The 25329-nt window shown below is 36.2% G+C and carries 20 protein-coding genes, 1 pseudogene and 1 riboswitch; of the genes and pseudogenes, 16 read left to right on the top strand and 5 right to left on the bottom strand.

What is annotated here, in order from left to right; genetic code table 11:
• Positions 1-37 precede the first annotated feature (37 nt).
• Positions 38-1393, bottom strand: coding sequence for an MATE family efflux transporter (locus ACIP9W_RS07890; protein ID WP_400787937.1), 1356 nt, complete (start codon positions 1391-1393; stop codon positions 38-40).
• A 45-nt stretch (positions 1394-1438) separates the two neighbouring features.
• Here ACIP9W_RS07890 and ACIP9W_RS07895 point away from each other — a divergent pair, with 45 nt between their 5' ends.
• Together ACIP9W_RS07895 and ACIP9W_RS07900 are read left to right on the top strand one after the other, a co-directional pair.
• On the top strand, positions 1439-2515 hold the full coding sequence (locus ACIP9W_RS07895) for an undecaprenyldiphospho-muramoylpentapeptide beta-N-acetylglucosaminyltransferase (protein ID WP_400787939.1): 1077 nt from the start codon (positions 1439-1441) through the stop codon (positions 2513-2515).
• A gap of 976 nt (positions 2516-3491) precedes the next feature.
• Complete coding sequence (locus ACIP9W_RS07900) at positions 3492-3635, top strand: YfhE family protein (protein WP_400787941.1); 144 nt, start codon at positions 3492-3494, stop codon at positions 3633-3635.
• 209 nt (positions 3636-3844) lie between these two features.
• Here the strand turns inward: ACIP9W_RS07900 and ACIP9W_RS07905 are convergent, their stop codons facing one another.
• Positions 3845-4390: a GNAT family N-acetyltransferase gene (locus tag ACIP9W_RS07905; protein ID WP_400787943.1), complete on the bottom strand. Its 546-nt coding sequence runs from the start codon at positions 4388-4390 to the stop codon at positions 3845-3847.
• A gap of 347 nt (positions 4391-4737) precedes the next feature.
• Here ACIP9W_RS07905 and ACIP9W_RS07910 point away from each other — a divergent pair, with 347 nt between their 5' ends.
• The 14 genes and pseudogenes from ACIP9W_RS07910 to ACIP9W_RS07975 all read left to right on the top strand — a co-directional run bounded on the left by ACIP9W_RS07910 (position 4738) and on the right by ACIP9W_RS07975 (position 23000).
• Entirely contained in the window at positions 4738-6408 is a 1671-nt protein-coding gene (locus ACIP9W_RS07910; RefSeq protein WP_400787945.1) for a sensor domain-containing protein, read from the top strand.
• A 33-nt stretch (positions 6409-6441) separates the two neighbouring features.
• The gene (locus ACIP9W_RS07915) at positions 6442-7116 is read left to right on the top strand and encodes a response regulator transcription factor (RefSeq protein ID WP_400787946.1); all 675 of its coding nucleotides are present in this window, start codon (positions 6442-6444) and stop codon (positions 7114-7116) included.
• On the top strand, positions 7113-8489 hold the full coding sequence (locus ACIP9W_RS07920; RefSeq protein ID WP_400787949.1) for a sensor histidine kinase: 1377 nt from the start codon (positions 7113-7115) through the stop codon (positions 8487-8489). The genes ACIP9W_RS07915 and ACIP9W_RS07920 overlap by 4 nt, the downstream gene beginning before the upstream one ends.
• 266 nt (positions 8490-8755) lie before the next feature.
• On the top strand, positions 8756-11554 hold the full coding sequence (locus tag ACIP9W_RS07925) for a 2-oxoglutarate dehydrogenase E1 component (RefSeq protein WP_400787952.1): 2799 nt from the start codon (positions 8756-8758) through the stop codon (positions 11552-11554).
• A 33-nt stretch (positions 11555-11587) separates the two neighbouring features.
• Complete coding sequence (gene odhB / locus ACIP9W_RS07930) at positions 11588-12811, top strand: 2-oxoglutarate dehydrogenase complex dihydrolipoyllysine-residue succinyltransferase (protein ID WP_400787954.1); 1224 nt, start codon at positions 11588-11590, stop codon at positions 12809-12811.
• A gap of 506 nt (positions 12812-13317) precedes the next feature.
• A riboswitch (SAM riboswitch) is annotated at positions 13318-13420 on the top strand.
• 127 nt (positions 13421-13547) lie between these two features.
• The gene (locus ACIP9W_RS07935; protein WP_400787957.1) at positions 13548-14384 is read left to right on the top strand and encodes a MetQ/NlpA family ABC transporter substrate-binding protein; all 837 of its coding nucleotides are present in this window, start codon (positions 13548-13550) and stop codon (positions 14382-14384) included.
• A gap of 146 nt (positions 14385-14530) precedes the next feature.
• A pseudogene (locus ACIP9W_RS07940) lies at positions 14531-15617 on the top strand (methionine ABC transporter ATP-binding protein).
• Positions 15559-16212, top strand: coding sequence for a methionine ABC transporter permease (locus tag ACIP9W_RS07945; protein WP_400787959.1), 654 nt, complete (start codon positions 15559-15561; stop codon positions 16210-16212). Before ACIP9W_RS07940 ends, ACIP9W_RS07945 begins: the two are co-directional and overlap by 59 nt.
• Before the next feature lie 184 nt (positions 16213-16396).
• Positions 16397-17233, top strand: coding sequence for a MetQ/NlpA family ABC transporter substrate-binding protein (locus ACIP9W_RS07950; RefSeq protein ID WP_400787961.1), 837 nt, complete (start codon positions 16397-16399; stop codon positions 17231-17233).
• A gap of 21 nt (positions 17234-17254) precedes the next feature.
• Complete coding sequence (locus ACIP9W_RS07955) at positions 17255-18598, top strand: LLM class flavin-dependent oxidoreductase (RefSeq protein WP_400787963.1); 1344 nt, start codon at positions 17255-17257, stop codon at positions 18596-18598.
• On the top strand, positions 18595-19794 hold the full coding sequence (locus ACIP9W_RS07960) for an acyl-CoA dehydrogenase family protein (RefSeq protein WP_400787965.1): 1200 nt from the start codon (positions 18595-18597) through the stop codon (positions 19792-19794). The genes ACIP9W_RS07955 and ACIP9W_RS07960 overlap by 4 nt, the downstream gene beginning before the upstream one ends.
• A gap of 140 nt (positions 19795-19934) precedes the next feature.
• Positions 19935-20132, top strand: coding sequence for a DUF6501 family protein (locus ACIP9W_RS07965; RefSeq protein ID WP_400787967.1), 198 nt, complete (start codon positions 19935-19937; stop codon positions 20130-20132).
• A 111-nt stretch (positions 20133-20243) separates the two neighbouring features.
• A complete protein-coding gene (locus ACIP9W_RS07970; protein WP_400787968.1) occupies positions 20244-21107 on the top strand; it encodes an ATP-binding protein in 864 nt (287 codons plus the stop codon).
• Between the two features lie 9 nt (positions 21108-21116).
• Entirely contained in the window at positions 21117-23000 is a 1884-nt protein-coding gene (locus ACIP9W_RS07975; protein ID WP_400787969.1) for a vWA domain-containing protein, read from the top strand.
• 14 nt (positions 23001-23014) lie between these two features.
• Here the strand turns inward: ACIP9W_RS07975 and ACIP9W_RS07980 are convergent, their stop codons facing one another.
• The 3 genes from ACIP9W_RS07980 to ACIP9W_RS07990 all read right to left on the bottom strand — a co-directional run bounded on the left by ACIP9W_RS07980 (position 23015) and on the right by ACIP9W_RS07990 (position 25208).
• Positions 23015-24205, bottom strand: a complete 1191-nt coding sequence (locus ACIP9W_RS07980) for a toxic anion resistance protein (RefSeq protein WP_400787970.1) — start codon at positions 24203-24205, stop codon at positions 23015-23017.
• Positions 24180-24854, bottom strand: a complete 675-nt coding sequence (locus tag ACIP9W_RS07985; protein ID WP_400787971.1) for a 5-bromo-4-chloroindolyl phosphate hydrolysis family protein — start codon at positions 24852-24854, stop codon at positions 24180-24182. Before ACIP9W_RS07985 ends, ACIP9W_RS07980 begins: the two co-directional genes overlap by 26 nt.
• Positions 24855-24926: 72 nt before the next feature.
• Positions 24927-25208: an acylphosphatase gene (locus tag ACIP9W_RS07990; RefSeq protein ID WP_282244868.1), complete on the bottom strand. Its 282-nt coding sequence runs from the start codon at positions 25206-25208 to the stop codon at positions 24927-24929.
• Positions 25209-25329 lie beyond the last annotated feature (121 nt).

Genomic DNA, 25329 nt, shown 5'->3' on the forward strand with positions numbered 1-25329 from the left:
AAATTCAACGATAAATACTAAATAGAAAACGACGCATTTAAGCGTCGTTTTTTGTTACTCTTTTTTGTAAGTATATGAGTCTTGTGACAAGTGTAATGGCTCCAACTGTAAGTCCGACTATTAATCCGATCCAGTAGCCGAAACGTTCAAAGGAAGTATAAGTCGCTAGATAATATCCGGTAGGCAGTCCGATAATCCAGTAAGAGATAATAGCCATGATAAACGTGACTGTTACATCTTTATATCCACGTAATGCACCTTGTACGGGTGCTTGAATTGCATCTGATAATTGGAAAAGCGCTGCAAACAAGAAAAATTGCACTGTTAACGAGATTACATATTGATCGTCCGTATAAAGAGCGGCGATCGGTTCTCGGAATATTAACAGAATAGAAGAAGAGATAAAACTGAAAAATACGGCTGTTCCTACACTTAACCAACTATAGGTTTTCGCATCTTTATATCGTTTCGCACCCACTTCATGACCTACTAAAATCGTTGCTCCCATCGCTATACTAAGCGGGATCATGTAAAGAAGGGAAGTAAAGTTCATGGCTATTTGATGAGCAGAAATGACCTCGGTCGAATACTTGCTCATCAGAATGGTTACAGCTGAAAAAATTGTTGTTTCGGCGAAAAGTGCCAATCCTATCGGTACACCAATTTTAGTTAGCGTACCCATTTTTGCAAAGGATGGTTTACGCCAAAACTTAAAGATCATTAACTCTGCGAACGGTTTATTTTTATAAACAATGATGATTGCGATAATTAGAATTAGCCAATAAGTAACCGCAGATCCAAGACCAGCACCAACTCCGCCGAGTGCAGGAAAGCCAAGCTTTCCGTAAATAAACACATAGTTTAAAACGATGTTAATCGGCGCCGATAATAAAGTGATAAACATGGAAACTCTTGTCTTCCCTAAAGCATCGATAAAGGAACGAAGGACACTATATAAAAATAAGGGAACAAGACCAATACTCATCATATATAAATATTTCTTAGCGACTAAGCGTACACTATCTTCAAGGGGTATTAAATTCAATACTGGATCGATTAACAATAATATTCCCAGAAAAACGATAAACGCTAGAAATATAGCAATATAAAAACCTTGTTGTACAAAGGTTCGTACATCTTCTATCTTTTTTGCACCGATAAATTGTGCTACAATGGGCGTAATGCCTATTAATATACCAGTTAAACCGGTATAGACAGGAACCCAAATGGAGGATCCAATAGAAACACCTGCTAGATGATCAATACTATATTTACTTGTCATTAATATATCAAAAAAGGTCATTAAATAAAGTGCGACTTGTGTGATTAAGATAGGTACAACAATTTTAATCATATATTTACTTTTTTCGGGTAGTGATTTCGTTTCATGCATTTTGGCATACATCCTTTAAGTTTTAAAATAGTTAGGAGATTATGAATGAATAATAACACAATCGTATTAACGGGTGGGGGAACTGCTGGTCACGTTTCGTTAAATGAAGCAATTATCCCCGAGTTAATAAAAAAAGGATATAAAATCCATTATATTGGCTCATATGATGGTATCGAAAAAACAATTATTCAAGAAAATTTTCCGACTTTACCTTATCATTCGATTTCAAATGGTAAACTACGAAGATATTTCTCGGTAAAAAACTTTTCCGATCCATTTAAAGTATTATACGGTACATTACAAGCATTAAGTATACTAAGAAAAGTAAAGCCGTCAATCGTTTTCTCAAAAGGTGGGTTCGTATCAGTTCCGGTTGCTATCGCCGCAAAGCTTGCAAATATTCCGGTAGTCATCCATGAATCCGATTTAACACCAGGACTTGCAAATAAGATTGCATCTACTTTTGCGGAACATATTTTTACAGTGTTTGAAGAAACTCTAAACTATTTGCCAAAAGAAAAAGCCTCTTCTATTGGAGCTATCATACGTCCCGATTTATTTTTTGGTAATGAGCAAGTTGCCGAAAGACTGACTGGCTTTCAAGCTGAGAAAGATACATTAATCATAATGGGGGGAAGCCAAGGCTCCGCTAAGATTAATGAAGTGATTAAAGAAAATATCGATGCTTTAATAAGTAAGTTTCAAATTATTCATCTTTGTGGAAAAGGAAATTTGGATGCAACATTAACAGGTAAGCCTAATTATATCGCATTTGAATATGTAACAGATGAATTACCTCACTTATTAAAGATATCAGATTATGTAATAAGTCGTGCAGGATCAAATTCTATATTTGAATTCCTGGAGTTAAAAAAACCAATGCTGTTAATCCCCTTATCGATTCATGCAAGTAGAGGAGATCAAGTGTTGAATGCTAACTTTTTCGAAAATAAAGGATATGCACTAAAGATAGAAGAAGAGCACTTAACAACGAAAAGTTTTATGGATACACTAGCCGATTTAGTAAAATATAAAGAGGAAATAATCGATAAACAATTTACGGCAGATTCATCTAAAACACCAGACCAATTCACAGAGTTATTACTTACGTATAAAAAATAAAAATGGCGCTGTTCAGTAAGTATGAAAAATATAGCAGGAGAAGGAAATTAGATATTTCCTTCTTCTGCTTTTTTTATGGCTAAAGGAATTATAAGCTCTATGATTGTCGATCAGTATAGGGAAACTGCGACGTAGTGAGTTGATGAAGTTGTCCGCTAGATTTTCACTGCAGTCGCTCGCTTTCCGCCGGGTGAGCGATGAGCCATTCCCTCCGCTTTGGGCGTCGTTGGAATGTCTCATTTTGCTCCCTCATCCGGCAGGAGTCGACGCCTGCAGTAAAAATCAATAATAACTGCTTGTTTATTCAGGTATCGACTTGCAAAAAACCAACTATTAAACAGCTTCTCAACTGGGTAAATCCAATAAATGGTGGACTGCGACAATATCCACTGTGACTGCGATAAATTAGCCCCTGAACACGACAAAATACCGGCTGAACGCGACAAAGCCGTCAAAGTCGATGCTTTTTGTAAAGCAATCCTCAATAATGCGCCATTATTATCGGCGTCTCACTCCAAGTAAACTTGTTCTATGAATAATTGGTTGCTCTCAGAGGTAATTTGGTTGCTTTCAGACTGCCTCTAGTTGCTCTCAACAGTCGTTTGGTTACTCTCAGGATAGGACTGGTTGCTTTCACTGCTTTTTGGTTGCCCTTATCCATTTTCTGGAGATACTTATTCTGCAACTACATAATTTGAGGGATTTAGTCCATCGGCGCGAGACTCTGCGGGAAAGCGAGAAAAACAAAATCCTGCAGACGCTCGCGACGAAGCGACTTGTCGCGAGCACGCGGAAAGCGAAGCGCCGCCGTGCCAAAATCCTAGTGGTCACCTAATAAAATTTCTTACATCGCAGTTTTCCTATTATGTGCGGCATACCAAAAATACATGAAATCTTTTTTATTAATTATTAAAAATAGAATATCCATGAGTACTAAGGAAAAACTGATAAGGATAAAACGAAAGGAGTGTTCCGAATGAAGAGTCGTAAAGAACCACATGAACAGTTCACCATGAAAAATAATGGGTTGAGCTCTATGCAAGAAGTTATCTATCAAAAGGAATTCAATCGTGCGGATAAAGCGACAACAAAGAAAAATCAAAGTCATCATAAAAAGTAAACATCTTAATGAGCTCCGATATAGGGTAACCTAATCGGAGTTCATTTATTGATTATGTGATTTATACTAACAATTGTTATAGAAAAAATGTTCGGATATTCATCAGTACTTAAGTAAGAAACTCACACAAAAGCAGCATCTCCAAAATAGAGATGCTGCTTACATATTTATTTATCTTAAATCATAAAATATCTGGCAAAAGTTATACATTACATCGCTTGTTCTTCTTCGTTATTTTGTTGCATCATCACTAAGTGGAACAAGTCTTTTGGAATATAGTACAAATCATAAACTTCTTGTTTTTTGTTAATCTCTGCATAAATAGAAGGATGTGATTCGTTTGCTTTAATCGTATATGGCAGTTTTTCCGCAGCACGAATGCTCTTTGGATTCGTTTTACGAATACGTAAAAATACTGTATGAATATCTAGCTCAAAAAATAATTCTTCTAAAAATTGTTCTTTTGCTTTCTTATTGTAGCCAAGCCCTTGAAATTGAGTACCGATCCATGTACCCAAAAATCCAGCTCCATCTTCAATATCGAACAAATTGATCGTACCAATTGGTTGACCGTAATCACTTACAATCGTACGAGTGATGACCGTTCCAGATTCCTCTTCTTCCATCAATTGTTTCGTTAAAAACCAATATTCATCTGCTGAGTATGCTTTATGGCGTACATAAGGCAGTACAGTTGGATCAGACATAAGTTCATATAGAGAAGTACATTCATGCAGATCTCGTTTTTTTATCAAAAAAAGCGCCCCCTAAAGAAACCAATAAATGAGCATAGTCATCCTAGGTCCCTGAAATTTTTCATTTCGAATTGCATAAAAAATTTCGGGGTAGGAATCGAACCTACTAGGACCAGCTCAAAACTGGTGGCGCACCATTTGCCTTCCCTCGGCAAAGCGAACTTTGCCTTATAAAATTATTTGCATTAATAATATACTTTGTTTTTGCGATTTTGCATAGTGTTAAATCGTGTCAATTTTATTAAATGTTCGTAAAGAATATAAACTAAATTACTTGTATGTTGAACACTAAATACATATGATTATAGAATATAAGGACAGAAAGTGATAGGAGTTTGTTTAAGAAAATGTCTTACCCAATTATTACGCAAAAACAATTCCATTTATTATATGATTTAGTAGACGAATATGTGTTTTTCATGCGTAAAGAAGGAAATACTTTTATCTATGAATATATCAATAAAAAAGCAAAGGAAATCTTTAACGAGAACCCACAGGGCAGACGATTAGAGCAATGCTTCGATGATTTTCATTGTAAAACGATTATCTATCATTACAATCGAGCGTGTACGCTTAAACACTCTATTTCTTATCAAGATCATCACTGTATAAAAGGGGCAACATTTGTAAACGAAACGTTGGCAATTCCCATTATTGATGGAGACAATGTATATATTCTAGCAACAACAAGAGAAGTGATTAAAACAAAAGAATTGCAAGAGTCTACTTATATATTAGAGAGTTATCGTAAAGGAGTAAATGATGCAGCCCTTGTCGCAATGACGAATGAAAAAGGGATCATTGAAATGGTAAATGAATTATTTGAGTCAACTAGCAAGTTTCAAAAAGAAGAGCTAATTGGAAAATCATTTTGGATGATAAATTCAAACTATCATGAAGATAGTTATTTTAAGCAGATGTGGGAAACCATCCAAAAAGGAGAGATTTGGACAGGTCAAATCCGTAATCGAACAAAATATGGTTCCTTCTACTGGGTAGATGCAACGATTATACCAATCACCAATGAAAACGGAATTATCGAGAAATATTTGACGATTCAATTTGACAACACAGAAAAGAAACAAATGATGACGGAACTACGTAATATTGAACGTTCTTTTAAATTAATAACAGAACATTCCAATGATCTAATCGCTATTACAGATGAGGATGGCTATTTACTTTATTCCTCTCCAAGTCATGAAACTATATTAAATTATGAAAAAGAAGAATTGCTTGGAACGTATTATTTGAATATAATCGCGAACGAATCTTCTTATCTAATAGAAAATTTGAAAACGACTCTGATGCAAAATAATAATAATAACAAAATCCGCACGGAGCTTCTGATAAAAACAAAAGATGAGTCCACTATATGGACAGATACAACCATTACGACTGTACAAAGTACAGTTTATGATGAAGAACAAAAGTGGTATGTTTTTGTATCTAGAGAGATTACGGAAAAACGGGCATTAGAGGAACAACTGAAATTTTTGGCATTCCATGATAGTTTGACAGGTTTACCAAATAGACGTATGTTCTATGAAAAAATGCCAGAAGCTATTCAATTTGCATCTAAAACTAATACAAATATAGCCTTGCTATATATAGACGGTGATAATTTTAAAGAAGTTAACGATCAGTTTGGGCATGATATGGGAGATCGTTTTTTAAAACATTTTGCAGAAAATTTAGAGCAAGGTGTACTACAACAGTATAAAATATACCGTTTTGGTGGAGATGAATTTGTCATTGTAATTGATCAAATCAATGATTATATAGATAAGCAAAGTGTTATGCTTGAAACAATCATACAATCTATACAACATACATTTAAAAAAGGTTGGTCGATTGATACCATTTATTTTTCGCCGACGATCTCGATTGGCGTTTCCATTTTTCCGCATGATGGGCATACTGTAAATGAGCTATTAATAAATGCAGACGTGGCATTGTATGAGGCAAAAAAACTTGGAAAAAATAATTTCGTATATTCTAGTGCCGTTCATCCATAGCATGAACGGCATTTTTGAAAGGATTTGTCTATATTGCAGCGGCATATTTTACTTATAGAAGACGAGATAAATATCGCTAAATTTGTTGAACTAGAACTAAAACATGAAAATTTCCTTGTGACGGTTTCTAATGATGGTAGAGAAGGAGCAGAGCTAGCATTAGCTAATGATTATGATTTGATGTTAATAGACGTTATGCTGCCCAATTTAAATGGCTTAGAAATTTGTCGTAGGATTCGGAAGAAAAAAGAAACACCTATAATTTTAATAACGGCAAGAGATGCCATAATAGACCGGGTATCGGGATTAGAGGCAGGGGCTGATGATTATGTTGTGAAGCCCTTTGCGATTGAAGAATTACTAGCTCGGATACGTGCCATTTTAAGAAGAGTAGAACGTCCGCAAACGGCAATCGTTGACTTGAAGATTAATCATTTAACAATTGATCAAAAAGCACATCAAGTATTCTATCTAGATAAAGAAATCTTGCTAACGAAGACGGAGTATGATTTGCTTGTCTATTTCATGGAAAATAATAATATCGTATTAACTCGAGATATTATATTAGAAAAAGTTTGGGGCTATGAAACAGAAGTTGAAACGAATGTCGTTGATGTGTATATACGACATTTGAGAAGAAAATTGCCTGAAGAAATCGCTTCTCTTATTGAAACAGTTCGAGGGGTTGGATATGTGATGCGCACATGAAGCAATGGACGTTACAAAAAAAATGGACATATGCGTCTGGTCTTTCGATTTTTATCAGTTTCTTCATGATGTGCGTCATTCTATTTTTCTCCCTGTATAATTGGTTGCTCCTTTCAGAAGAGAAGCTTGCACAAAACACATTGCAAGAAGTAGTACACTTTTTTGAGTCTAAAGGACCCATTATTTCGATTCAAGACATCCAACGCAATAAAACACTGCTTAATCAACTGGTAAACCAAAAGCAGTCCGTTCGTATATTAAACGCAGATGGAATAGAAGTGTTGCGTATAAATGATGCAAGTCCATTTCCAAGCTTTTCACAGACTTTAACAGCAGACTTTCAACAAGATAAGTTAGATGGCCAACTGTTGCTTTATAAGGGAGCGGAAATTGATTTTGGCTTGTTTAAAGGCTATGTAGAAATTTCTCATAGTCTAGAAAGTTTTTCACAATTAATGCGCTATATACTGATAGCAATGGTTATTTTCACGATCATTGCCCTTGTGCTTTCCGCCTTAATCGGTTATTCCTTATCTTCGATTTTATTAAGACCTTTAAAAGAGCTTCGCGATGAGATGCAAGAAGCTAAACGATCGAAATTTTCAAAAGAAGTTCATTTTCAATACGCAACCAATGATGAGATTGGAGAGCTATTAACGATTTATCAGCAACTGATGAATGAAGTTTCAGAAACGATCACGAGGCAAGATGAGTTTATTCATAACGTCTCACATGAGCTTCGTACGCCTATCCAAGTTGTAGAGGGGCACTTGTCTTTATTAAACCGTTGGGGGAAAGAAGACAGAGAAGTGTTAGATGATTCGTTGCAAATCTCCTTAACTGAAGTGCAAAAGATGAAATTACTAATTGAAGAAATGCTTAAGCTTGCGAAAAGGGAGCAATCCAATGATCGAGTAAAAACAATTATTTCTACAATCGTATACGATTTGGAGCAAAAATATCGGATTTTAGCACCAGCTGTAAGGATAAAGTTTGTAGGAGATAAAACGGAAGTACTTAACATACCTGCTACTGTTTTAGAACAGATAATAGGCAACCTAATCGACAATGCCATTAAATACAATATAAATCAGCCAGAAATTATTGTAAAAGTGGCAACGGACGATAAGCAAACGTTGCTTTCTATTATAGATAATGGGATAGGTATTCCAAATGAAATACTTCCTAAAATATTTGATCGTTTTTTTGTTGTCGATGAAGCAAGAACAAAAACAAAAGGTGGTTCTGGTTTAGGGCTAAGTATCGTAAAACGATTAGTAACGGAATATAACGGGAATATTTATGTGGAGAGTATAGAAAATAAAGGTACAAAATTTAACATTATTTTCTCTAAAATGACAAAAGAGGAATAATCCAATTATCTCTAATTCAAATATTATTTAAATTCTTATATAATTTGAAAAAAAGCATTGTATTTTTTTTCTAGAGTAGTAAGATGGATATGGAAAAATTGTTCTTTCAATCTATACTTTCAGTCCTTTTGAAAGAGTGGTAAACTATAAATGTGTACATTTTGTGTTGTTCACAAAATCTTTACATTCCAATTTATTCTACTTAATTAATTTATGTGTTTTTTTCATCAATGCCTAAAGGCACAAAATGTTGGAGGTTTTTCTAAATGTCGAACAATCAAACACCTTGGTCAGCTTTTTCTGGTCCTAACCTTGGTTATGTGATGGAGCAGTATGATTTATTTTTACAGTCTCCAGACGAAGTGGATAGCGAACTAGTTAGCTTATTTCAACAGTATGGTGCACCTAAAATCGCACCAACTTCCATTACTAATGTGGACACATCTGCTGTAGAGCCAACTAATTTCGAAAAAATTATTCGCGCTATAGAACTTGCGGATGCTATTAGGGCAAATGGACATTTAACAGCGGATATTTATCCATTAAATGATGGTCCAAAAGAAGATTCTAAAATCGATCCGAAAACATACGGTTTAACGGATCAAGATTTACGTGAAGTTCCAGTTTCATTTTTAATAACGAATGCTCCAAATAGTATTACAAATGGTTTACAAGCAATTGAACATTTAAAAGCAGCCTATACAAATAAAATTGCTTTTGAAATTGCACATATTGTAAACAGAGAAGAAAAAATATGGTTGCAAGAAAAGATTGAAAAAGGTGCTGTGCTAGAAAAACTTTCAGCAGATGACAAAAAAGCATTACTAAAACGTTTGACGCAAATAGAAGGTTTTGAAAAATTTATCCACCGCACATTTGTCGGTGCGAAACGTTTTTCAATTGAAGGATTAGATACATTAGTTGTACTAATGGATGAATTAGTACGCCAATCAAACAAAACTAATACAAAACAAGTAAATATCGGTATGGCGCACCGAGGTAGATTAAATGTATTAACACATGTATTACAAAAACCATATGAGATGATGTTTGCGGAATTTGCGCATGTTCCAAGCGAATCATTTTTACCGAAAGATGGATCACTAGAAATGTCTGAAGGTTGGTATGGGGACGTAAAGTACCACAAGGGTGCTGCATACCGTTCACCATCTGGTTTAACATTAAAATTAGCATATAATCCATCTCACTTAGAGGTTGTTAGTCCGGTTGTTACGGGCCAAACGCGTGCAGCACAAGAAAAAACAGATGAAGCAGGGTATCCTGTACAAGATAAAAACGCAGCATTCGCTATATTAGTACACGGGGATGCAGCTTTTCCAGGTCAAGGTGTTGTAACAGAAGTATTGAACTATAGCCGTATACGTGGTTTCCAAACAGGAGGATCTATCCATATTATTGCAAATAATATGATTGGATTTACGACGGAACATTATGATTCACGTTCAACACATTATTCTTCGGATCCAGCTAAAGGATATGAAGTACCTATTATACACGTAAATGCAGATGATCCAGAGGCAGTTCTTGCTGTGGCAGAAATTGCGCATGAGTATCGCCAAAAATTTGAAAAAGACATTGTGATTGATCTATTAGGTTACCGTCGTTATGGACATAACGAAATGGATGAACCACTAGTAACGAACCCAACTATGTACCATAAAGTTCATAAGCATCCAACAGTTAGAGAACTTTATGGACAACAACTAGTAGAGGAAAAGTTAATCGAAACAGCTGATGTAAAAACTTTAGATGAATCGATTTTCAGTGGAATGCAAGCGGCTTATGACCGTGTAAAAGAGCTTCCTCCAACTACTGCTCATGATATCGTTATCCCAGAAGTAGTTTTAAATGGAATGCCGGAACTGCAAACTGGGGTAGAAGAAAGCAAGCTTGCAAAAATAAATGAAGAGCTTCTTACTTGGCCTGCCGAGTTTACAGCATTTAAAAAATTAGCAAAAATTTTAAAACGTCGTGAAGAGCCATTTAAAGGTAAAGGGAAGATTGACTGGGGTCATGCAGAAACGCTTGCCTTTGCTACGATTTTGCAAGATGGAAACTCCATTCGTTTAACTGGCCAAGATGCTCAGCGTGGTACTTTCTCACATAGACACTTAGTGCTACACGATGAAAAAACTGGTGCAGAATTAACGCCAATTCATGCCATTAGTGACGCAAAAGCTTCTTTTGTTGTTCATAACAGTCCATTAACAGAAGCTGCTATTCTAGGTTATGAATTCGGATACAATTTAGAGGATCCAAACTCCTTATCTATTTGGGAAGCTCAATATGGAGATTTTGCGAATATGGCGCAAGTTATGTTCGATAACTTTATAAGTGCTGCAAGATCCAAATGGGGATTAAAATCAGGTCTTGTTATGTTATTACCTCATGCTGCTGAGGGTCAAGGGGCAGAGCATTCAAGCGCGCGTCTAGAACGTTATTTACAGTTAGCTGCTGAAAATAACTGGACGGTAGCTAATCTTTCAAGTGCGGCAAACTATTTCCATATTTTACGCAGACAAGCTAAAATGTTAAAAGAGGATGCAATTCGTCCTTTAATCATTGTGTCTCCAAAATCGCTGTTACGTCATCCACTAGTTGGGGCAGATGTTGCCGAACTAACTGCTGGTCAATTTGAAACAGTAATGGAACAACCAGGTCTTGGTAAAGACGCTAAAACAGTAGAGAAAATCATCTTTGCAAGTGGTAAATTGGCAATCGATTTAGCAGACAAAGTAAAAGATGGAGAAGGTTACGATCACTTACACATTGTACGTGTAGAACAGCTTTACCCATTCCCTAAAGAAAAGATTCAAGCAATTGTCGAACGTTATCCGAATGTGAAACAGCTTGCTTGGGCACAAGAAGAGCCTGAAAACATGGGTTCATGGAATTTCGCACTTCCATATTTACTGGAAATTGCGGATGGCAAAGAGATCACATATGTAGGTCGTGTACATCGTTCCAGTCCAGCTGAAGGCGATGGAGATACTTACAAGGTAGAACAAGCACGAATCATTGATGAAGCATTAAAAAGTTTATAAGAGAAGCTAGGATAGTCAGAGGAGGAAATTCAAGTGGCAGAAATTATTGTTCCAGAATTAGCAGAATCGATTACAGAAGGTACTATTGCGCAATGGTTAAAACAACCGGGTGATACAGTAGAAAAAGGTGAGTTCATCGTTGAGCTTGAAACAGATAAAGTTAATGTCGAAGTAATTTCAGAGGAAGCTGGAGTTGTTAGTGAGTTACTTGCTGCTGAAGGTGATACAGTTCAAGTAGGTCAAGTAATTGCTGTAGTTGGAGCAGGTTCAGGAGCAGCAGCAGCTGCACCAAAAGCACCAGAGGCAGAAGCTACACCGGCGGCGGCACCTCAAGCGGCAGCAGCTCCTGTAGTAGAAGAAACTTCATCTGAGCAGGATCGCACAATTGCAAGCCCAGCAGCTCGTAAACTAGCTCGTGAGAAAGGTATTAACTTAAGTGAAATTTCACCAGTTGATCCAATGGGACGTGTTCGTGTACAAGACGTTGCAGCACATGGTTCTGCACCAGCACCAAAAGCAGCACCGGCGCCTGCAGCTACTGCACCAAAAGAAGACGATGGCCGTACTACTCGCGAGAAAATGTCTCGTCGTCGTCAAACAATTGCTTCTCGTTTACTAGAAGTAAAACAAAACACGGCAATGCTTACAACTTTCAATGAAATCGATATGACTAATGTAATGGCTTTACGTTCACGCAAGAAAGACCAATTCTTTGAGCAAAACGATGTGCGTCTTGGATTTATGTCATTCTTTACAAAAGCTGTAGTTGCTGCTCTTAAGAAATATCCTTATGTAAATTCACAAATTGATGGAACAGATATTGTGAAAAACAACTTCTACGATATCGGGATCGCTGTATCAACAGAAGGCGGTTTAGTAGTGCCGATCGTTCGTGATGCTGATCGTAAAAACTTTGCTGAAATCGAAGGAAATATTGGAGAACTTGCTAAAAAGGCTCGTGATAACAAATTAGCGCTTTCTGATATGGCAGGCGGATCATTTACAATTACAAACGGTGGCGTATTCGGATCACTACTTTCTACACCGATTCTAAACGGAACACAGGTTGGTATCCTAGGAATGCACACAATTCAAAAGCGTCCAATCGCTGTTGGTGATGAAGTGCAAATTCGTCCGATGATGTATGTAGCATTATCTTATGATCACCGTGTAATCGATGGAAAAGACTCAGTTGGATTCTTAAAAATGGTAAAAGAGCTTCTTGAAAACCCGGAAGATTTAATGTTAAATTCATAAAATGTGAATAGTGCAGATACTCATTATGTGAGTATCTGCACTTTTTTTACTACTTGGGAAACTACAAAAATTTAGATACATGGGTAACATTTTTCTAGTAACATTAGTTATGGAGATTTTCACCTTGTATGTTATAAAGGGATAATGCGTCATAAGAATGTGCTGTTAAGTGTCCAGTAGGTTTTTCGCTTCAGGGCGGAAGCTTTCCCCAGGGTTAGCGATGAGCTTTCACCGCCACTACGCATCTGCCTGGAGCGGAAATCAATTGCTATTTCTGTATCTCCCTAAGACGCATTTTCTCTATTATGTGTGTCATTCCAATCATTGTTCACATTTGATAAAGCACGCCAAAGATAGGTGCTTTAGTGCTTTTGTTCTGTGTCTCTATATATTTATGATTCCACTCCACAAACATTAAATATTCCTAATATTTTATTTTTTGAATAAAAAGTATTGACTTATAATATTGTGTTATGTATAGTTAAATAAAATTTCATATGAAATTCTTCTTATCAAGAGAAGCTGAGGGAATGGCCCTGCGAAGCTTCAGCAACAGATTGCAACTGCAAAACTGTGCTAAATCCACCGATTAAATTCGAAAGATGAGAAGAGGTTAGATTTTCTAATGTACCTCTTCAGTTCTCATAATCTGAAAGGGGTTTTTTTAATGACTTAATACCAAGTATATTAATAAGTTTAATCAAATTAATAAGATAAAGAAAAGGAGAGAGTTTGGATGAAAAAATGGATGGCATGGTCAATTTTATCTTTGTTTGTCTTGCTTTTAGCGGCTTGTGGTTCTAGTGAGGAAGTTACTTCTAGTGTAAAAGGTGATACGAAAAGTAATGAAGAACTAACAAAGGTTAAAATCAGTGCTTCAACAACTCCTCATGCAGAGATTTTGCAACATATTTCAGATGATTTAAAAGCAGAGGGAATTGAGTTAGATATTATTATCACACAAGATGGTATACAAACGAACCAATCAACCGCTGATGGTGACTTAGATGCAAACTTCTTTCAACACACACCATTTTTAGAGCAAGTCAATAAGGATAGTGGTATTGATCTTGTAAACGTACAAGGAGTTCATATAGAACCTTTCGGTGTTTACTCCAAGAAAATTGATGATATCACTCAATTAGATGAAGGGGCAAAAGTCGCTGTACCAAACGACCCGGTTAACTTTTCCAGAGCATTACTCTTATTTGCGGAAAATGGAATAATTGAGCTTGCTACGGATGTGGAAGGTTCGTACACAGTTCAAGATATTACAAAAAATGAAAAGAACTTAGAGTTTGTTGATATTGATGGACCATTACTAGTAAGAGCGTTGGATGACGTTGACATTGCAGCTATTAATACAAACTATGCATTAGAGGGAGGGTTCAAACCATTAGAAGATGCACTAATCATCGAAGGAAATGAATCTCCATATGTGAATATTTTAGTTTCTAGAAAGGACAATCAAAATGACGAAGCTATACAAAAAATTGCTGCAGCGTTAACAACGGAAAAAGTAAGAGAATTCATTTTAGAGAAATATGAAGGGGCTGTTGTACCAGCATTTTAACATCATTCAGAAACAACGTCTTCTGAATTTGCGGATAATCCCACACTATTATCTTCTGATTTGAACGAAGAGAAGAGAAAGGAAATTAGTAGAGACGTACGAGTAATATTGCAAACTATAGCATTTCAATGTAAGGAGGAAACTGAATGATTGAATTTCGCAAAGTATCTAAAACATTCGTCTCAGGAAAACGAACGATTACTGCACTTGAAAATGTAGAGTTGACTGTTCATAAAGGCGATATATTTGGAGTAATTGGATTTAGTGGAGCTGGTAAGAGCACATTAATTCGAACGGTAAATCTATTAGAAACACCGACGTCAGGAGAAGTTTTGATTGAAGGGAAGAACTTACAAAAAGTTTCTAAAAAAGAACTGAGAGAAGAAAAGAAAAATGAAAAATATTGGGATGATATTTCAACATTTTAATCTATTAAATTCGAAAACAGTATATGAGAATGTGGCAATGCCTCTTCTATTAAGTAAACATACGAAAAAAGAAGTAGAGCAAAGAGTATTGGAAGTACTCCAATTTGTTGGCTTAGAGGATAAGATAAAAAGTTATCCAGATCAGCTTTCAGGAGGACAAAAGCAAAGGGTTGGGATAGCTCGAGCACTCGTAACCAAACCCTCCATATTACTTTGCGATGAAGCGACATCCGCCTTGGATCCGCAAACAACAAAATCTATTTTGCAGCTTTTAAGACGAGTGAATGAAGAATATAAAATTACGATACTCATCATTACGCATGAAATGGAAGTGATAAAAGAAATATGTAATCGAATTGCGGTGATGGAAAACGGCCGAGTAATTGAATCGGGTAATATACTGGATGTCTTTTCAAATCCACAAACAGAAACCGCGCGGAATTTTGTAAGTTCTGTTGTACATGATGAAATACCACAATCCGTTTATCGTTTAATGGAAGTTCATAATGGAAGGAGTCATATATTAAAAGTCGATTTTGTAGGTGTGAGCTCTGGTCAACCAATTATTTCTCAGGTTGCTAAAAAATTCAATGTAGATTTGAATATTCTTTTTGGCAGTATTACAGAACTGCAAAGTATCCCATTTGGAAATTTGATTGTTGAAGTAATCGGTGATTCGAAAGAAGTACAAAAAACAATTAACTTTATTCAAAGTGACACAGTAAATGTAAAGGAGGTTAAAGGACATGGAAGTAAACAGACAAATTTTGATCGAAGCGATTTGGGAAACGTTGTACATGGTTAGTATTTCACTATTTTTTGGAGCAATATTAGGATTTATATTAGGTGTTACATTAGTTGTTACAAGGAAGGGACATATTTTAGAAAATAAATTTATATTTTCCATTGTAAATCCAATAGTGAATATTTTCCGCTCTATTCCATTTATTATTTTACTTGTAGCCATTATTCCATTTACTCGATTGATCGTCGGAACATCCATAGGAACAAGCGCAGCAATTGTACCACTTGTGTTACATGTTGGACCTTATATTTCGCGATTAATCGAAAACTCATTACTGGAAGTAGATGAAGGGATTATTGAAGCGGCGAAAGCAATGGGTGCCACTCCATTTCAAATTATAGGGAAGTTTTTACTTCCAGAGGCATTTCCCTCTCTTATACTTAGTGTTACAACAGCAACGATAGGTTTGATTGGAGCTACCGCTATGGCCGGTGCAGTAGGGGGCGGTGGACTAGGAGATGTGGCAATAACTTATGGATATCAGCGGTTTGATAATGTCACAATTCTAGTAACTGTAATAATTTTATTGGCAATCGTTCAATTAATTCAAAGTATCGGAAATGTATTCGAACGAAAACTTAGACGAGTTGGATAAAGTAAAACTTCATTCAAGTAGGGGACCCTGCCTCCTCCTACTTGAATGTTAGTCGAACCAATCGGACCTTTACGGGCAGTTTATCCTCTAACTATCTTTCAGTGTTTTTCTCGAAATGGAGAAATGAGGATATTATTATCCGTTAAGGCAGGAGAAAAATATATAGAAGAGAAGGTAAATAGTTATGAAAAAATGGAGTTTAGCATTTGTTTTAATAATAAGTCTGTTATTAGCAGCATGCGGAAATAAGGAAGAAGATAGTGTGATAAAAGTTGGGATTCGTAGTTCCGAGTTAAAAACGTGGGAATATATAAAAGAAAAAGCTGCTGACAAGGGAATCGAGCTTGAGTTAGTAAACTTTAATGCCCAATATGATCCTAACCAAGCTTTGGCTGAAGAAGAAGTAGAGATTAATGCATTTCAACATTTGGCATACTTAAATTTATTTAATGAAAATCAGAAAACAGATCTTCAAGCTATTGGAAGCACTATTATGGCACCGATCGGCTTATATTCAAATCAATATAAATCGTTAGAAGAGATTCCAGATGGTGCTCAAATTGCCGTCCCAAATGATCCTTCAAACTGGGGAAGAGCTTTAATGTTACTTCAAGAAGCTGGTTTTTTAACAGTTACAGATGATTTTGATGGAAATGGTGGAGCGGATCGTATTAAAGACAATCCTAAAAACCTTGAGATTGTACCAGTCGATGGAGCTACGACTCCACGAGTAATGGAAGATACAGCAGCAGCAATTATTAATAATGGTGTAGCAGTAGAGGCAGGACTTCTACTAAAAGACGCCCTACTACATGAAAGCAAAACAGCGATTCCTTTTGTGAATGTGATTGTCGCACGGTCTGATGATGCTGATAATGAAAAGCTAAAAGAAATTGTGAAAATATATCAATCTCCCGAAACTGCGAGTTTCATAACGGAAACCTATAATGGAAATTATATTCCCGTAGTATTAACAGAGGAAGAAATCAAAAATTGGAAAGATGCATATCTATCAAAATAGAAGAATGAAGGAGAGTTCAAAATGGTTGGGAAACGTCAAATTAAATTAGCAGCTTATTTAATAGGTACTGGGATGCATGTTGCATCTTGGAAACATCCTAGTTCAAATCCTAATGCAAGCATTGATATTAAACAACTTCAGAATCTAGCGAAAACGGCAGAACGAGGCAAGTTTGATATTGCATTTGTAGCGGATAGTTTGGCTATCAACCATGATTCGCATCCGCAAATATTAAATCGCTTAGATCCGATCATTCAAATTACGGCACTTGCAGCAGCTACAGAGAAAATTGGATTAGGTGCAACTGCATCGACTACTTATAGCGAACCGTATGTATTAGCCCGTCAAGTTTCTTCCGTAGATCATATAAGTGGTGGTCGTGCAGCTTGGAATCTTGTAACAACGGCGGATGCAACAGGGGAAACGGCCCAAAATTTTAGCCGCAAGAAACATTGGGAACATGATCATCGCTATGAAAGAGCGGAAGAGTTTATAGATGTAGTAAAAGGTTTATGGGATTCTTGGGAAGACGATGCTTTTGTTTACAACAAAGAAACAGGTCAATTTTACGATCGTGAAAAGGTACATGAAATTAATTACAAGGGAGAACATTTCTCAGTAAAAGGTCCGTTAAATATTGCACGTTCTAAGCAAGGTCAGCCTGTTATCGTGCAAGCAGGTGCTTCAAAGCCAGGTCAACGTCTAGCCGCTCGAACAGCTGAAGTAGTTTTTGTACATTGGGACAATTTAGAAGTAGGGAAAACGCATTATAGAAGATTAAAGGGACAATTAAATGAGTTTCATCGTTCCGAAGATGATTTACTTATTTTGCAAGGTATTTCCCCCATTATTGGAGATACAGAAGCAGAAGCTATTGCGAAGTATACAGAGCTTCAAAATTTAATAGATCCATTTGAAGGACTGAAATTTGTATCTGGTTATATGGGGAATGTAGATTTTTCAAAATACAGTTTAGATACTCCAGCTATTGAAGTGGAGTTTCCTAAGTCAAATAGTATTCAAAGTCAGGTAAATGAGTTCATGAAAATTATTAAGGAAGAAAATTTAAAGGTTGGAGAATTGTATGGGAGATTATTTGGTGCAGGAAAACGAGATGGCTTCGTTGGAACAGCTGAACAAGTAGCAGATGAAATGGAAAAATGGTTTATTGAAAAAGCGGCAGATGGTTTTATGATTCAATTCCCTTTATTGCCACGTGATTTAGAAGACTTCGTTGAAAAAGTAGTTCCTATTTTACAGCAAAGAGGAATATATCGGGTGGATTATGAGGGGGAAACATTAAGAGATCATCTGGGTTTAAGAAAACCGGTGAATCGCTTTGCTAGGGAAAAGGTGAAGCAATGACAAGATTTAGCGATGATTTATTCGTTCGAAATAAACGAGAAGCGGAACTTGTCGACTATGCCAAGCGGTTGGCGGCAGAAATAGATAAAACTGCCGCAAAGTATGATGAGCTTGGCGAATTTCCGTTTGAGCATTTTGATTTGCTTGAAAGAAAAGGGTTTTTTAAACTAACTGTTCCTAGAAAGTACGGTGGGGATGAAATCTCTTTATATGAGATGCTACTAATACAGGAACAGATGGGAAAAGCTGATGCATCTACAGCACTTTCAGTAGGTTGGCACTTGTTAACCTTTTTAAATGTCCGTGAAACATTATCCTGGCCAGAAGAAGCATTTGAAAGAATTTGTCATGCTGCAGTGGAAAACGGTTCTCTGATAAATATCCTTAGTACGGAGCGAGGAAAAGGAAACTTATCAAGAGGTGGAAAACCAGGTACAATTGCTCGCAAAACTAAAGGTGGTTATATTATAACGGGGGAAAAGGCATTTGCTTCATTGGCTCCAATCTTAAACCATTTTTCTATTACAGCTTATATTGCAGAAGAGGATGTAACTGCAGAGTTTTTAATAACCAAAAATGAGCAAGTAGAAGTAATTAATACATGGAATGCATTAGGCATGCGAGCGACAGGAAGTCATGATATTATTTTACACAATGTATTCGTCCCTGAGTCAGACCTATTAGCTAAACTGGATGCATCTAAACCTAATCGATTTCTAGCAGATGGACGGGTATATTCACTAGAAATTCCTGCCGTGTATTTAGGTATAGCTGGAGCGCCAAGGGATTATGCAGTAGATTTCGCCAAAAATACGTATTCACATAGTTTGCAAGACTATATTTCTGAAGCAGCGCATATTCGACAAAAGCTTGGAGAAATAGAGTTATTATACCAAACAGCCCGTCATCTATTGTATTCGATAGCCAGTAGATTTGAACAAGATTCATCATTAAAAAATGAGCTCGCAAATGATGTGAATATGGCCAAACACGTAATTTGCAACAATGCCGTGGAAATAGTTGCAAAAGCGATGCGGATTGTTGGCGGGAGGAGTATTGCAAAAGGTAATAAGTTAGAAAGACTGTTCAGAGATGTACAATGTGCAGCTTTTAATCCTCCGCCAGATGATTTAATTATAGAGCAATTAGCAGCTTCTTTATTGTCAAAGAATGTCAAAGAAGAAATAAATGTATAGTTTTATTTAGTAAGTTTGAGCAGGTTTTTCATTATAAAGAAGCTGCTCAAACTTTTCTTTATTGAAAAGCAATAATAACAGCTAACAGATTGAATTATAAAGTATACTTTCGTATACTATAATAAAAGGAAGTGGATAACATGATACATACAAGCTGGACTACAAAGCCAACGATCAAAACCGTGACATGTGTTTCGACTGATGCAAAAAAATTCTTAGTAAGCAATGTACTAACTGTCGGAAAAACATATGAAGTGAAAAATGAAACAGATGAGTTTCTATTTGTTGTCGACAATACTGGAAAAGTCGGCGGCTTTTACAAAGAATATTTTCAATAAAGTGAAACTTCAATCAGTGTGAGAACTTATACACTGATTGTTAGTTGAACCATGCGGGAAAAAATCCGATGAACATTCATCGGATTTTTTTCATAAGGAGACCACCAAACTATGACAGAGTTAATAATTACCGAACAACAAATTCGTTTAAATAGAATACATAGTCAAGAAGATAGTCAGCTGATAGGGAAAGGCGGATATTTATCGCCGAATAATAATTTATTCAATGACGTACTCATTGCTATTTCATTGAAAAAGCCTGTCCTATTAAAGGGACCTACAGGAGCTGGAAAAACAAAACTCGCCGAAACAGTATCTCACTATTTCCATCAACCAGTCCAGAGCATTAATTGCTCGGTTGACTTAGATGCTGAGGCACTACTAGGATTTAAAACAATTGTATTAAAAGAGGGAACAAATGCTATTGAGTTTGTGGAAGGTCCTGTCATTGAAGCGATGAAGAAGGGACATATTTTATATATAGATGAGATTAATATGGCAAAAGCGGAGACACTACCAATTTTACATAGCGTATTGGATTATAGAAGAATGCTTACAAATCCTTTCACTGGAGAAGTGATTCAAGCACATCCAGACTTTTCAGTCATTGCTGCCATTAATGAAGGGTATATAGGGACAACGCCGATGAATGAAGCGTTAAAAAACCGTTTTGTATCTTTTTCTGTTCCATATATTTCAGGAGAATTACTTTCGAATCTTTGGAACGAAACTTTTCCAACAGCTCCTAAGCAGTTAATAACTGTTATGTTAAATTTAGCAGAGGATTTAATGGAACAAGTAAAACAAGGACTACTTTCAGAAGAAGCCGCCTCTATTCGTAGTTTGCTTGATGCAACGGAACTTGCCCAGTATATGGAACCGATGAGGGCGATTACCTATGCAATAGCAGAGAAATTAGAGGATGAGCAAGAGAAGGATCTTGTATTGGAATTAGCTTCTTCCTGGATAAAGTGAGGGATATAAATGACTTCTGTAAATCGTTTTATCCAATTTAATAATGAAACGATCGATGCTCGAAAATTAATGCACTATGAAAATATGGCAAAAGCATTATCTAAAAACACGAATATCCTTGTCAATGAACGAAAGCTTATTGAATTTCAACCTGCTGATCAAACAATTTCGCTCAGCGTATTTTGGAGGCACCGCGAAGATACAATTATGCATGTAGGTAGATTATCCGATATTTATTTGTTAGCAGAAGGGTTTTGGAAGCATTTCAACGTTCAAGCATGGATGGAATTTTTGAAGGAAAAGCCGAATCATTTTACTAAACTGTTAGACCAACTATTATTTTGCTTAGAAGAGTTTCGGTTAATGGAGATGATTCAGAAAGAAAGAGTAGGTACGGTTAAGATCTTCCGTTCCAGAATACAAACCTATTTAGCATTTCATAAACAACAATTACTCGTAAATAGTCAGAAGGGATTTTTCGCTGATGCATTTATTAGCTATGTTTATATTGGTTTGCATGAAGGGACTATGCACGTTAAAGGTCCAGAAAATTTTCAGTTAGCAAATAGTATTATTCAGAAAGCTTATGAAAGCGTGCATACACAGGACTCTATTGATCTCGTCTATCAGTTGTATTATTTGGTGCAAGAGTATATAAAAGAAGATTCTCTACACGAATATTATGCGATTCTTTCTGCATCCAACCTATCTAGCGTGGATTTTCATTATCATCAAGGCACGAAAGACACTACCGTTGGAGAAGAAAGTAGTAAAGAAACGATAGAAGAAATTTTTCGATCCTGGCATCGTGAAAATGAACAAGAAGATGGAGTACATCTGCAATATGAACTCGAGCATGGTAGAGACGGGAAAGCGGATCAAAATATCGCTGCACAAGAAGGGCGTGAGGGTCATGAAATTACGCAAATTGGACAAGGTAGGTCATCTGGCGATAGCAGAGAACATGTAGATACGGAATATAAAGAAGAAAAATCCAGTGACAAGAAAAAAGCAGGAAAATCCTTTGGAAAAGAACATCTTCACGTTGAATATGAAGAAAAACGAATAGAAGGGACAGCTACTGGCGAAAACAAAGTGTTACTTCAAGCATATCGGCAAGAGCAAGCTCCTTTTGTAAGAGCCTTCGTGCAGGAAATGAAGAAACGAATGGAACAAAAAAAGGTAGACAAACGGTTAAATCTGTCTAAAGGAAGGTTGTCGTCCAACCTAACGCCACTTTGGACAGAAGAACGACCAAAACCCTTTTATAAAAAGAATGCGCCAAGTACGCATTTAAACGCAGTTTTTGGCCTGCTAGTTGACGGATCTGCATCCATGCAAGATAAACTGGATGAAACAAAAAAAGCAGTTCTCCTGTTTCATGATGTACTTAGACAGTTAAAAATTTCGCATGAAATTGTACTGCATTACGAAGACGCATTTGAAGCTTCGGAAACAACGCAGCCAAATACATTTGAATGGATTCATAAGCTCGAAGACGGTGGAAAAGATAGCGGTACGAGCATTTTGTCTATGGAAGCTCATGAAGACAATCGGGATGGTTTTGCAATTAGATGGATGGGAAAAAGATTAGAGAGTCGGGTAGAAGCACATAAATTTTTGCTCGTCTTTTCAGACGGTGAACCCTCTGCATTTGGTTATGCGCAAAATGGGATTATGGATACTGCAGAGGCTGTAGTAGAGCTTGAGCGTAAACATATATCGGTTCTTCATTTGTTCTTGAATGATAGGGAAGCAACAGAAGAGCAATTAGATTTGTACCGACTAATATTTGGAAAGAAAACAGCTGCTGCAGCATCGTTAGAAAAGTTTTCGGATGAGACTTTAAGGTTACTTCGTAAAATGCTTCATCATGTTGTAAAAAGCACTTAAAAAACCGTCCTTCGTTAAGAAGGACGGTTTTTGGATTGGTCAGCAATTAATAGAAGACGTTGTTTTAATTCCTCTTCCATGCGCCCGATTTCAATTTCAGCCGCTTTTCGTTTAACTCGACCATCTGCTTGTATACGCATTGTTTCTTCGATTGTTTGCAGTAGGTTTTCTTGCGTTTTCTTTAATGTCTCTATTTCCACGATACCACGTTCATTTTCTTTAGCTGTTTCAATGCTATTCACTTTTAGCATTTCTGAATTTTTCAGAAGTAAATCATTGGTTGTTTTTGTTACTTGTTTTTGAGCTTCCACTGCTTTTTGCTGACGATTTAATGTTAATGCAATCGCAATTTGGTTTTTCCAAAGTGGGATAGAAGTCATGATGGAAGATTGAATTTTTTCTGCTAATGTTTGATTGGTTTGTTGAATCATACGTATTTGCGGTGCGCTTTGAATCGTAATTTGGCGAGATAATTGTAAATCGTACATGCGTTTTTCTAAACGGTCGACAAATTGCGCCATATCATTGACTTCTTGATAAGCCATTTGGTCATTCGATTCTTCCGCCTTGCGTCGCAACTCAGGAATTGTGACATTCAGAATTTCTTCTTTCTTTATTTCCGCAGCAGCAATATATACATTTAGTGCTTGGAAATAGGTTTTGTTTTGATCGTACAATTTATCTAACATATGCACGTCTTCTACAAGTCCACGTTTTGAATGTTCTAGTTGAATGCCGATCCGATCAATTTGAGTGCTTAGTTTTTGGTATTTGGTCATCATTTCTTGAACAGAACGGTTTACTCGGTTAAATAATCGTTTGATCCCTGATTTTTTTTGTGTTGTTAATTCTTCCGGATTGATATCTGAAAGCTTGTTCATCAGGTCACCTAAAATATCACCAATAGGACCGATATCTTTTTTCTGTACATGATCTAACATTTGATGAGAGAATCGAGAAAGTTCAGTTTGTGCGTTCGCACCATATGTTAGAATTGCTTCGTAATTACCAGCAGGTATTTGGTTTGCCAATTGCTTTGCTTTTTGTTGCTCCGCTTCAGACAGCCGATCAATTAGTTTTGTAGGTGCTGCTGACTCATCCGCTGTAGTTACGGCTTGTGGTTTCGCCGTGTTTATTTCAAATGGGCTGGCTAATAATTCATCCATTAATAAATCATCACTAGTATTTGCTCGTTGTTCGCTCATTTTCTGATTCTCCTTCTAAATATAAAGGTTGTTCCTTTTTACGTACGGATAGTTTAGCGAAATCTAGTTCCATTTTTAGGTGTTCAATATCGGAAGCTAGTACATCTTTTAGATCGTCCTCCATAATGGAATTCATCGATTCCAATGTTTCACGAGTATCCGCTAAAGCAATTTTTAAATCATGGTTTTTCATCGGCTGTGACACTAAAAGTGTATATTTTGAAGTGAGCTCTACAGCTGAATCTAAGTGTGCATAGAAAAACTTTTCTACTTGGTAAAACTTACGTGGATTTTCTTTTACTAAGGCAATAATTCTTTTTGCTAATCTATTCATATCAAATAATTGTTTAAATGAGCTAAAGGAACGTACTTTTAAATAATGGCTATTTAGCGTACGGATTTTTGCTTTTGCTTCTTTGAGTTGTTGTTGTATATGGAAATACTCAGAATGAGTAAGCTGATGTTTCTTCATAATTCTTCGATGTTGTAGCTTTTTAATAGTAAAATTCGATACGAAGTACACTCCGAGCGCAAGAGCGGAGCTGATAAAGTATCCAATATCGAAAGTAAAAAAGAATAAAAACCAAGATATGAACATAATGGGTATATTGATAAAATGACGAATGACAGTATTCATTACTTCAGTCATTATAGGCTACCTCCTTTTGTCTACAATATAATATACGAATGAAAGAGAAGAAGGTTTCATTTTCCTATAGTTTTAGACGATATCAGATTCCATTTTTGTATACCCTTTAAGATGATCAAATAGTTCAATTTCAAAAGCATTATCTTTAGACAAAGGGGATACGCCTTTTTGAATATACTCTATAAATTCATCTAAACGATTTAAATCGCCTTCTATATCGATGATGATATCTTTTTGTTCATTTTGCATACAATAACCTTTTAAACTAAGTGATTGTGCTTTTTGTTTTACTAGAAATCGAAAGCCAACTCCATCTACATCGCCATGCATAAGAATATGCGCTCGCTTTTTCAACTCATCTTCTCCTTTAACATTTCATAAAATGTATTAACTATAACTTAACTGATATTGCGCTTATTTTCAATTCTTTGACTTAATAAGTCATTTGAGTAGACTTTTTTTGTCGAACCAGTAC

This window comes from Psychrobacillus sp. NPDC093180, from assembly GCF_044754065.1.
Lineage (GTDB): Bacteria > Bacillota > Bacilli > Bacillales_A > Planococcaceae > Psychrobacillus.